Here is a 13,227-nt window from a genome sequence, read left to right as displayed (position 1 = left end):
GCCACTTTAATCAATGCTTATGGCGTTTCCAATCTTACTGTTGGTGGAAACACATTATATGCTGTGGCCAATGAAGTATGTGGAATTTCAGCCGAAAGCTCCAGAAACATTATAATTGAGGACAATAAATTATCCATTTTTGCTGTGGATGATGGCTGCAGTGCCGTGGCATGCAGGGGATGTGAGAACTCTTCAATAAAAGGTAATCTTATTCACACAAATGTTTCCAATCCTATTCTTGCCGACGGATATTTCAATTCAAATTCATTCATTGTCGATGATGGAAACTATAATGTATTTTTTGATGAAAAAGGAAACCTGAAATCAGATTTGATTGGCAAGGATTCCACTCTGCTTTTCAATAATCTTACAAAAAATCAGCTTATGAACATCACTGTCAAGGTCAACATTTCATCAGTTGATGCGAACCTTCCGGTTACTGTCAGGCTGACTTTTGATAAAAACGCTTCAGGATCAAAGGTCTATGGAATTAATTTTGTAAATTCAAAGATAAATGTCAACGATTCTTCAAACATCATTATAAGCGACAACTCTCTTGTGAATACTTCCATTAATATAAATGGGGGCAGCAACAACGTATTTAAAAGCAATGATGTTTCAGGCGTTTCTGAAATTGCTTTGACCAATACTGTTTCAGGCAGGATTTTGGACAATCATTTCAATGTCACATCTGTTGAAAGGATTATAGGACTTGAAAACACTCGTGATACATTAATAGAAGGCAATGCTATAAATGCAAGTTCAGATTCATTGAGCGTAATTTATTCCAACAATTCAATCAATGACAAGGTTTTAAACAATAGGATAACTGCAAATTCCAGTTCAGTTTACGCATACAACGCATGCAATTCCAAAAATCCTAAAATAAAATCCAACAATATCTTCATTGAAGGGAATGGAAAAAATCAGGCAGGAATATTGCTTACAAATGTCACCAATGGTGAAGTGTTTGAAAATTATATCATATCTCACTCCATAAATGGTGGAGAATATGCCGTTGAGGTAATTTCCGACAGGAATTTATCCAATGTCATCTGGAAAAACTATCTGATAAGTTCAAATGGGTTGAGGTATGCGGATGATGCAGTCAATGCATTATTCGACGATGTCAGTTTAAACACTCCAAGAGACATATTCGTTTCAGCTGAAGACGGAAGTGATGTCAGCGGTGACGGCAGTGAGAAAAACCCTTATGCATCAATTTCAAAAGCCGTTAAGAATGCTTTAAATTATTCCATCATTTATGTGAGCAAAGGAAATTATAATGAATCATGCATCATGATAAACAAGAATTTGACTTTGGTCAGCTTAAATCCGGGAAAAACAGTCATTGATGCTTGCAGCAGTCAGCTATTCAACATATCTGAGCATTCCACATTTTCAATTTCCGGTTTTTCAATTAAAAATGCTCACAATGTCGATGGGGGCTCTGCATTTGTCAACAACGGCAGATTAATAATCAACAGTACAGTCATATCAAATTCTTCATCTTTCTTTGACAATTCCCATCCGGTATTTGACCATGACGTAACATACAGCGATGACGGAGACCTGAAAGAGGCTTACACTGTTGACTGCAGAAAAACCGGAATGGGCGGTGCAATTTTAAACAACGGCGAATTGGAAATCAATTCCAGCGCATTTTTCAACAATCTTGGTCATTATGGAGGTGCAATAGCCAATTTTGGAAAAATATCTATAGAATCATCAGCATTCTACAGCAATTTGGGTGTCCATGGAGGTGCAATCTTTTCCAACACTACAAGTCCGATGGATGTCAAAAACACAGAATTCAACAATAATGTTGCCATAACATCTATAGATTACTGTGCAATCAGGCTTTATACTACCGGCTGGTCAATCGATGAAGGAAACCGCCATCAGACAGGCTCATATTGTGACCTGCCTCTTGGAATGGGCGGGGCAATATATGCAAATAATGACCTGAACATTGAAAACTCCAAATTCATTTCAAATTCAGCAAGGATTGGTGGAGCAATAGCTACATATGGATTGCCAAATCTTGAAGCTAAAAACTCAACATTCATGAACAACCGCGCTAACGATACCAGACGTTCAATTGGTGAAAATGACCTTGATTATTTTGGATACAACAGCGGACATGAAGGTGGAGCCATTTGGGGTAATTTCAATAAGCTGCACGTATTGGAAAGCGAGTTCTATTTCAACCAGGCCATCAGGGATGGTGGAGCAATCCATGCAACTGCAAAAGACGGCAAAATCATCGATTCCGTACTGATGTACAATACTGCAGGTGTAAGCGGAGGGGCATTGGACGTTTCTGATAACTTCATCATAATGAGAAGCGTCATCTCAAACAACTCCGCAAGCTATGGTGGTGCAATCGAATATACTTCCTCTGTATACTATGGCCACATACAGAATAACCTGAACATTTACAATTCAACAATTTCCGGAAACAAGGCTTTAGACAGAGGCGGAGCATTCAATTTCGGTTCAGGAAATATCACCATACGTGATTCAAACATTGTAGGCAACTTTGCGCCTTCAGGAAACACAATAGGCAGTTCCGGAGGTACCAATGCATTTGACATGAGGTATAACTATTGGGGAAAAACTTCCACCGGATTTTCAGGTCCTGACGATTCCGTATGGGCTGTAAACAACAATCAGTTTAAGCCGTGGTATGGTCAGTGGGTAAAATGGGAAGGAACAGTCGTTGACGGAAATCCTTCTTCAGGCAGTGATGATGAAGGCAAGGAAAATCCAAACCCAATAATCAATCCTAAACCCGAAGACGAAGATTCACATTCATCTTCAACCGGTACAGGTTCAAGCACTTCAACAGGAACAAATATTGGGGGAAAAGGAAACTGGCAATACTCAGGAAATGGTGATGGATCCAACATGGGATATCAGGGAATCGGAAACAATCACAATGGCATGTACTCATCACTCGGTGGAAGACAATATTCTGGCCAGAATATAGTCGGATCTGCAAACACAGGAAATTCAAACTCTTCACATGAGTCAAATGCAAACGGTAATGTAAATTCAGATAGTTTAAGCAAATCCAACAGCTCAAGCTACAATCCGAACTTTGCATCCATAGGAATGGTTTCCAATGCGGCTTCCTCAGCTTCATCTTCACAGGGAGGCTCACAGGGCGAGGGCGGTTCCCAGTCAAGCGACGCATCCCAAAGTGTTTCCAAGGCATTTGAAATAAACGAATTTGAAGACCTGGTAAATGATGGAGATTCTATGGTTAAGTTTTTAGTTTTTGCACTCATAACCTTGGCTCTTTTGGTAATAGGTTATAGACGCAGGGATGAAGAAAAAGAGGAATATTAGGTGGTGTTTTTAATTTTCAACAACAAAATCATTTTAGCATTTTTGATATTTTTGGCTTTGGTCTCATCAATGGCCATTGTCAGTGCAGGCGGGAACAACCTGACCGGAGATGTGGTTTTGGCAGATGTCGGGCATGACAACAGCATTGTCTATGTGGATTCGAATGCCGGCAGCAGCGGTAACGGAAGTGAAAACTCACCATTTTCATCTATTTCTGAAGCTATAAGTGGTGCAGGCAATAATTCCCGCATCATCCTGAAGGATGGGGTCTATAAGGGTGTGTCAAATACCGGATTGAATGTCGATAAGAATCTTATAATTGAATCTGCTTCTAATGGTGTACCATAGATGGTGAGAGTAAATATGCATTTTTCAATGTCAAAGATTCTTCAAATATTGTTTTAAACAATATAAAATTTGTCAACGGATACACCAATGACTACAGTCAGCTGTCAGCCATAAGCAATAGGGGAAACCTGACAATTGCAAATTCTTCATTTTCCAAAATGAACACAGTCATGGGAGTAATTTTCAATGAGGGAACTTTAACAATAACTGATTCTAAAATAAGCGATTCCGTTTCAAAGAATATGGCTCAACTGATTACAAACATAGGTAACTGTTATATATCAGGTTCCCAGATACTTGACAATCCCTATGCAACATCAGGTGTTGAAAACGGTGTATACAACTTCAATGTCTTAAGAATCATAAACTCCAGGGTAACACTAATTAATTCAAACAACCAGTACGATGAGAATCTTTTCAGCACAGCGGATATAATGATTTCAAATTCCACAGTCTCTGATTTGGATATTGATGATGCGAAAGTAAAATTAACAAATTCAAAAGTCAGCGGAAGGTTCATACTTAAAAATGCTGACATTAATATATTGGAAAGCACAATTGACAGTGACTTTTCACTGCTTTTCGTATCCTATTCCAATTTTACCGCAATCCATTCAATATTCAACAGAGACATTTCTTCCAGCTATTCTGATTTAAACATTACATATTCCGCAATACTCGGAAGCGTTTCCGGAAGCGGTAAAAACGGATTTTTATATGCTCCATACAATTGGTGGGGTTCAAACAATGGTCCGTCCATTTCATACTTTAAAAATTACAATGTCTCATGGTGGGCGGTTCTAAACTTCACATATCCGGAACAGGACATTCCGGTAAGTCCTGATGGAATGTTTACAGCTGAACTGAACAAGTGGTTTGACGGCAACAAAACAGTTGAATTTGCAGTGGGTGAAAGAATTCCTCAAAGAACCGCTAAATTTGAAACACAAAACGGAAAATTCGAATATTCCTCCCTCTCCCTTAAGGGGATTGCAAGCAATAGACTTATCAATAATGTATTGGACTGTCAGGTCTTTGCCGTTGTCGATTCCCAGAGGCTGATGCTTACCGTAGGTAAAGGACTGTCTCAGTACACCTATTTCGTATCTCCCGACGGTCATGACGGTCCTGAAGACGGAAGCTATGAAAAGCCTTTCCTTACTTTGCAGTATGCGGTTTCCAAAGTAGGAAATGGAAATACAATATGTATGCTTCCTGGAATTCATAAAAACATTGCTAATTGCGGAGTAAACATTGAAAAAAACTTGACCATTGTTGGATTGGGTGATGTTGAACTGCAAAGAGCCAATTCCCGAAATATCTTTGTCATTATGGAATGGGGAAGTCTGGTCATTAAAAACATCCGATTCAGTGTGGTTGACAAGGCATACACTGATGTGCTTATTGGCGTTCGTGGGGGAATGCTTAATGTCTCCAACTGCTCATTTTCATCAATCAGTACTCCAAACGTGATTTCAACATCATCAGGCAATTCCAAAGCCTCCTGTGTTGTAATTGAAGATACTCGTTTCAGTGATATTGTCGGGTCTGCCGTAGCGGGAAACGGTGAAATCAGAATCATAAATTCAGTATTTGAAAAATTCTCAAATTTCTATACTTACAGCGGTGTGGAAAGCTACAACTGTGTATTTCCAGTAACCAAATCCATTGAAATTTATGGGTCATTATTTAAAGACAATTCAATAGGAATAGTTAATTTGCATCCGTATACCTATTCATCAAGGTCAATGCTTGGCGTCAGCGCTGATGATGCACGTAACTATGGCGTTTATGCATACATTGAAAATTCAACCTTTGAAAACAATGTCTTCAGGGAAATGAACAGATACTATGAAAGCAGCGGCATGGGATTGCATATTCACGACGATTACGGTTCATTCCATGGATTCATCAATAACTGTTCATTTATTTCAAACAAAGGAATGATTGCCGTTGCTGACTGCATAGACAACTCCAGATTCATCGACAATTCAGGTTCTGCAAACTATGGTAGTGCGCTGGTTCAAGCTCCGTTGATCAACAACTCCTTTTTCATGGGAAACGTCAATCTCAACAGTGACGGTGAAGCCTATGTCGGTGATGGAATAGCCAGCGGAGATTTGATTGTAAACTCAATATTTATTAAAAACAAGGCAGCTTTCGGAGGAGCTGTTTCTGCAACCAGGGAAATCCATTACTGTGTTTTTGTCAACAACACTGCCCAATATGAAGGCTCAGACATATATTCCTATGATGGGGATGTCGATTATTCCACAAACTGGTGGGGAGACAATCAAAAGCCCGGCTCAGAAAAGATATTCAAGTTCCTCGGAACATTGACAGTCAATGACTGGGTCATAATGACTTTGGAATATCTTTCATCCAGTCAAATCAGAGCAGGCCTTGACCATATCATGGTAAACGGCAGCATTTATAAATTGAATCATGCTATGCCTCAAAGACCTGTTCACTTTTCAGTGGACGGAGGCAAAATCACTCCTCAAAACGCTTATCTTGAAAACGGCTCTGCCTGTGCAAACTTAAGCTATGATGCGGGTTCCAGTGATTTCAAGGCCTATGCAAGAGTTGACAATCAGATTTTGGATGTGGATGTCAGAAACGCAAACACCCGCATAATAATGAATGACGCCTCATTCAAGGGCAATCAGAACAAATTCAATCTTACTCTGGTCAATGTAAACGGATACAGGATATCCAATCAGAACCTTGTGGTTGAAATAATCGACGGCAACATGAACAAATCCTCATTTACAATAGTCAGTGACGATAAGGGATATGCAGAATTCAATGTCAATTATCCTGTTGGCGTTTATACAGTTTGCGTTAAATATCTGGGCAATGGATTTTTCGATAAAACAGAATCAACAGCTCAAATTGAAGTATTGACATCAATCACATATCTGAATGCATATAATCACACATATTACGGTAAAAACAATAGATTCTCCGCATTCCTGACAGGTGAAAACGGCTTGAAGCTGGTGGGATTGCCGTTGATTTATACAATAACAGATTCAAAGGGCAATGCAAAATCAATTACCGTCAGTACTGATTCATATGGCATCGGTGAAGTGCTTTTAAGTTTGGATGTTGGGGAATACTCAGTCAAATGTGAATATCTGGGCGATTCATGGTTTTCTCCAAGTTCATGTGATGTAAACATCAAAATATTGCCTGTCAAATCAAATCTGACTGTAGAAAACGTTACACTGTACGGTCAGGGAAATCTTTACAACATCACTTTAAGGGATGGCTACGGTACTCTTATTCGTGGGGAAAATATCTATCTCACAATTTCACAGGGTAATGTATCAGATGACTTCACTATAAAGACAAATGATGACGGCGTTGCAAGCATCACAATAAATTACCTTCCGGGAACCTACAATGTCCATGCAAGATTTGTAGGCGATAATCTCTACGGTCCAAGTGAGGAATCAGGTGTCATTCGGGTTGAAAAGGTCCTGACAATAGTTTCAGGATTTTACCATGCGACTATTCCACTAAAAGGCCTTTATAATGTTGTATTGACTGACATGAACGGCCGCAGACTGATCAACCAGACAATAACATTAAGCCTTTATCAGTCCAGGCTGGTCAAGACCTATGCTGCAAGTACTGATGGAAACGGCGAAGCATCATTCATAATTGATTTGGCTGAAGGAAATTATCTGGCCACTATGGAGTATGGAGGGAACAGATGGTATGCGGAATCCTCCAATGGAGCGACAATTATCGTAACCAAAGAAGCAGTTCTTCAGAACATTCAAATAAATGCATCTGACCTGGCACAGTATTATGGTGAAAACAAGTATTTCATGATTAATTTCAATGACCCGAATGCTTACACTCAATATGGAAAGGAAATCCTTGTTACAATATCTTCAGGAAGTTGGAACAAGGCATATACGGTTTATACTGATGTATTTGGCCTTGCCAGGCTGCAGATAAACCTAAATCCTGGCGAATATGATGTAAGCTACAAATATTCCAACGATTATTACAATATCTTTGGGGAAGGCTTCAACAGGATAACTGTCTATAGGACTCCTACAAGCATATTTGCCAATAATATGGTTGTAAATAAGGGCGATTCCAGAATATTTGAGATATTCCTGAGGGATGTAAACAACAATCCTATCAGAAATATGCAGATAAATGCAAGCATAGGTTCTAAAAAGTATAATTTAACAACAAATGATGAAGGTATAGCAAAGATGGTCTTGAATTTGGATGTGGGAACTCATACAATCAGATACAGCTTTGACAATCCGAATTATATCTCTTCCGCTTCACAATCAACAATTCTAGTTGTGGATTCTGACAAGTCTCCATCAACTTTAACAGCTTCCGATATCACTGCATTAGACAATCAAACATTGAATCTGACTGTTGATTTGAAGGATATGTTGGGCAATGGAATTGCCTCTTCACAGGTCTCACTTCTTTTAACAACCTTTGAAGGGGAAGTTGTCATGAATACTAAAGTCATGAGCGACGATGCAGGCCATGCAATTTTCAGGTTAAGGCTTGACAGCGGAAATTACATTGCAAAATTGACATATGGTGGAAATAACTTCTATCTTGGAAGCTCTGCCATTAGTGTAATAAATGTCAATGCCTCAGACAGCAAAATCAAAACAGTATTGTTTGCCGGTGACACACAGCTTTCAGACTCATCCCGGTTCTATGTTGCGCTGAGCGATGAAAACGGAACGGTAATCAGGAATGCTGATGTAAGATTTATCATTAATAATAAGGAATATTCGTCCAGAACTGATGAAAGCGGCAGGGCTTATTTGAACAGGACACTATCTCCCAATATCTATGTCGTAAAGGCATTTTATGATGGTGACATGGCATATAGGCAAAGCCAGATTTCATCCAAAATCTACATTTCAAGCATCACTACACAGCTCCATGCACAAAAATTGGTTAAATACTACAGAAACGGCACACAATTTCATGCCGTATTGCTTGACGGCGATGACAATCCGATTTCTGGTAAAACAATTTCTGTTATGGTCAATGGGGGCATCTACAATTGCACTACTGATGTGGATGGCTGGATCACATTGGAAATTGACTTCAAACCAGGATTTTATGAAGTGGAATGCAGCTATTATGCAGATGATGTTTCTCAAAACTCATTTGACAGGACCAACATCACTGTGCTTTCTACAGTCATGGGCAATGATGTGGTAAAATACTATGGTGACGCTCCTTACATGAACATAACATTCCTCGACGGAACCGGTTCGGCCATTGAAAAGTCCTCATTCATAATAAACATTGACGGTAAAAATTACCATGCCCTAATCAATGAAAAGACATTCCTCTTTGACTTGAACCTTGATGTCGGCGAACATATGATTTCTGTCACCAATCCGTATGACGGACTTTCTGCAAGCTATAGGCTAACAGTTCTTCCGACAGTTGAAGCTGGGGGATTGACCAAGGTAATAAACTCCAAATACGTGTATGTGGCTTCATTTTTGGATAAAAAAGGAAACGTCCTGAAAAATACCGACGTCGATATCATAATCAATGGAATCAGATACTCCTATAAAACCGATTCAATGGGAAAGGTTAAGCTGGACATGAACATGAAGCCTGGAAATTATCGGGTGACTGCCATCAATCCGAAAACAGGAGATTATGTTGAAAATGACGTAAGGGTGTTGCCGTCCATTGTTTCAAACAAAAACATGGCGATGTATTATGGCTCAGCAAAAGCATTCAAGGTTAAAATCATAGGAAATAATGCCAAAGCGGTAGGTGCCGGCAAGACAGTTAAATTTAAGATAAACGGCAAATCATACAAGGTCAAAACCAATAAAAAAGGGTATGCAAGTTTAAAAATAAAACTGAACCCTAAAAAATATACTGTTATAACATCCTATAATGGATATAAGGTATCTAACAGGATAACTGTTAAGCCATTGCTTTTTGCTAAAAATGTCTCTGTCAAAAAGTCCAAAACCGTGAAATTCAAGGCAAAACTTGTTGACTCAAAGGGCAAACCTCAAAAATCCAAGAAGATCACGTTTAAAATTAAAAATAAGAAATATCTCGCAAAAACCAACAAGAAGGGAATCGCAATTTTGAAGCTTAAATTAAAACCTGGCAAATATGTCATCAAGTCAAGCTACGGCAAATCCAAAATATCTAATAGGATTGTAGTTAAAAATTAGTTTCAATAATTCGAAAGCAACGTTTGATTAAACATAGTCTTGTCCAGTTAGGACATTGTTTTATCAATTATTTTTTTAATTTTTTGAATGATTCAGTTGATTGTCTGTAAAATCTGTGGGATTATCTATATCTACAAAAGAAGAATTTCAGAAGTCCGGGGAAACTGAATTCCCTAGACTTAAACCGAAATAATTTTTTTTAGTAACATATTGATGTTACAATTAATAGTTTATTTAGATTTTATTTAAACATTTACTTATTTTATCTTGCCTAAAAATCAATTGAACTTTTTTTTTGAAATTGGAATAGTAAAAAATTAATGCTACTTCTATCAAAATAAAATATATATGATAGACCGTATAGCAGATTATTTGAAAATCATGGTTCGTAGCTGCATGGCCAACAAAAAGAATACGCTACTATTCATATGTTTGATATTTTTGTTTGGTTTTTTTATGGGCTTTATCGACGAACAGTATTCCATGATACCTACAGCAATATATTTTGTAATTTATATCTCTTACGGTATGCAATATGCCGGTGAATTAATAAATGGCAGAGAACATTTGCCGGGATTTAGTTTTAAGGATATTCCTCGGGGTATAAAGGCATCTGTTGTACTTTCAATTTATTGGGTAGTTCAAGGATTGATTCTCATGGGCATTTCAATTTTATTTAACTTTCCAAGTTTTGAAATTGAGAGCTTCTTTTTTGAGTTTTCAGAAACAGTTCATCTGATTTTCACTCACAGTCCTATTGATTCGGTGCTGTTTTTCATACTGAGCATCGCAGTCACTTATATCATGGGCTTTTTTTTGGAAATTGCTTTAGCAAATCTGCTGGACGATGGAAAATTTATTGATTCGTTTAATTTTAAGTTGATCAAGCATTATATTGACAATATAGGATGGATGGAATATGCCAAGGATTATACTGCCCTTTTGCTGACCGTGCTGATTATCACAGGTCTTGAGTTTATACCCGTTTCTAAGTTTGTAATGTCTAATCTGTCATTAATATTGGTCTTCATGGTTGAATTCTGTGCAATAAATGTGATATTTAAAAAGATGAAAGCTTAGTTTTGTCTTGATTGAGTTATTATGGTAATTTGGGTGCCAGTAACTCTTTGACCATTTTGAATACTGTAATTCCTATCACTTCCATGACAGCCACTATTGTTATGTGCATTTATAAATTAAGGGTTTTGGTATGGATTTTTTAGAGTATCTGTCTTTTCTTTAACTATCTTTAAGTTTTTGCAGACCATGTCTTGAAAATCCATTATTTTCATATCTTATGCTTTTTTTAATTTAAGAAGGTCAATGAAAAAGTTTTATTAGTTAATTTTTACATAAATGTTACTATCTGTATTTTTGAAAATGCATTTTGACAAATATTTTTCCGGGAGCTTATGGAAAATGGAGACAAGTGACAACAAAGGAAATGGCGGGCATGTTCAGGATAACATTTTACATGATTTGATATTTGTGGACATTGTGTTTATCACTATTTCAATCATTTTTCAGGTTCCGGACAATATTCAGTTTTACATTCAGCTCTTTGATTTGATTGTATGTATAATCCTTTTGGGGGAATACTTTATCGGACTGATTAGGGCTCCGTCAAAAAGGGATTTCATACTTGACAAGTGGAATCTGTTGGGTTTGATTGCTTCAATACCTTTTGATTTCATTTTCTACATGTTCGTCCCTATAGATTTCCCTGTAGGTATTTTAGGATATCTCAGACTCTTGAAACTAATCAGGGTATTCCGTTTGGCAAGATTCACTTTCGTCGTTGACCTGTTTAAAAAAACAGGTTTTCACAAGATTTTGATTGCAATGGGTATCGTCGTACTGGTATTCACTATACTGATGGACATAGTGGGTACAAGCTATAACACTTTCGACTATCTTTATTTTGTAATTGTTACTCTGACTACCGTCGGATATGGTGATATCACTCCTGTAACCTATAACGAGAAAGTCCTGACAATGTTTCTGGTCCTTTTTGGAATACTGATGTTTTCAGCAATTACTGCGGCAATATCTTCATTTTTAACCGACAAGATAGTTGAGAGCAGTGCTGATGATGATATGAAGGAACTCAAGCAGGAAATTGGGGAGAAATCCGAAAACATCCTAAATGAGCTTGATGTTGTTCGCAAGGAAAACGAGAAATTGCAGCAGCAAATAGATGAGTTAAAAGAGATTATTAAAAATAAATAGGTAGTTTTCCCTGGAATGCTGATATCTATTTTTCATGAAGTCTAATCAATTTTTCATAATGGGGTCAATTTTACATTATCTCTTCAATTTTTCAATATATAATGCTTTAATGATATTTTAACAGCCGATAAATATTTATATTAAAAAAAGAATAGCTTTAAATAATATTTGGGCTATATTACTTGACATGACAACTGAAAATGATATTTTTGATTATGAGTATAATCATTATAATGATTATGCGTTCAAAAGTATCCTGCTGAACCGTGCCAACGGCCTTTTGAAATTTGCTGAAATTCCATATAAGATTAAAAGAATGATGATTTCTGAAGTTACAAATTTGGGTCCCAGCATCTCTCGGCTGGACTTTGTTGGGGAAGCTGAAAAGGAGGGAAATTCGATAAGCCTTATCTTGGAATGTCAGACAAAACTTCCAACGGATGAGGATATTAAACGATTTTTTCAGTATGTGTCATCGATACGTATATTTAAGGACAGTAATGTGGAATTATTCATTCTGTGTGTTGAAAAACCAACTTATACTAAAAAGGAGTTTGTTATAAAGGAGGATTGTGTATACACTATGCATGTGATTTCTCTGAAGGATTTCAAGGCAAAGAATATATTTAAAAAGTTGGAAAATAAACTAAAAAACAATGAAGAAATAACTGACGAAGACATTGCATCTTTGCAATTGATTGTCTATACGGATTTTGAAGAATCCAAACTTGAGATTTTGAACAAGGCACGAAAATTGTTTGAGGATATTTCTGATAGGCTCCAATTGAACATTAATGAGAAAACAGCTATCATATATCTGTTTGATGTGTTGAGTGCAAATATGTTGGATTCTTCTCAATATGATGAATATGTGGAGGAAAATAAGATGTTGCTTAATCCGGTTGAACGGTATATGAAGGAAAAAGGTATTGAGGAAGGTATGGAAAAAGGTATGGAGAAAGGTATTGAGGAAGGTAAGCTTGAGGATGCTAGGAGGATGTTGGATAAGGGTTTTTCTCTTGATGTTGTTGTTGATGTGACTGGTTTGTCTAGGGATGTTATTTTGGACCAGCTTTAGTTT

Annotated in this window: 6 protein-coding genes; all 6 read left to right on the top strand. The window is 37.3% G+C overall.

Annotated features, from left to right (window positions below; all coding sequences use genetic code 11):
• On the top strand, nt 1-3,354 hold a 3,354-nt coding region (locus UIB65_RS04805; RefSeq protein ID WP_330039977.1), incomplete at its 5' end, for a hypothetical protein.
• Nucleotides 3,355-3,702: a hypothetical protein gene (locus UIB65_RS04800; protein WP_330039976.1), complete on the top strand. Its 348-nt coding sequence runs from the start codon at nt 3,355-3,357 to the stop codon at nt 3,700-3,702.
• A gap of 158 nt (nt 3,703-3,860) precedes the next feature.
• Nucleotides 3,861-9,917, top strand: coding sequence for an Ig-like domain-containing protein (locus UIB65_RS04795; protein ID WP_330039975.1), 6,057 nt, complete (start codon nt 3,861-3,863; stop codon nt 9,915-9,917).
• A gap of 348 nt (nt 9,918-10,265) precedes the next feature.
• Nucleotides 10,266-10,997: a DUF4013 domain-containing protein gene (locus UIB65_RS04790; RefSeq protein WP_330039974.1), complete on the top strand. Its 732-nt coding sequence runs from the start codon at nt 10,266-10,268 to the stop codon at nt 10,995-10,997.
• A 339-nt stretch (nt 10,998-11,336) separates the two neighbouring features.
• Complete coding sequence (locus UIB65_RS04785) at nt 11,337-12,146, top strand: ion channel (protein ID WP_330039973.1); 810 nt, start codon at nt 11,337-11,339, stop codon at nt 12,144-12,146.
• 187 nt (nt 12,147-12,333) lie between these two features.
• The gene (locus UIB65_RS04780) at nt 12,334-13,224 is read left to right on the top strand and encodes an Rpn family recombination-promoting nuclease/putative transposase (RefSeq protein WP_330039972.1); all 891 of its coding nucleotides are present in this window, start codon (nt 12,334-12,336) and stop codon (nt 13,222-13,224) included.
• Nucleotides 13,225-13,227: the final 3 nt, after the last annotated feature.

The sequence above is a fragment of the Methanobrevibacter sp. genome, from assembly GCF_036307625.1.
In the GTDB taxonomy this organism is placed as follows: domain Archaea; phylum Methanobacteriota; class Methanobacteria; order Methanobacteriales; family Methanobacteriaceae; genus Methanocatella.
This window is presented reverse-complemented; position numbering and strand designations above follow the sequence as displayed.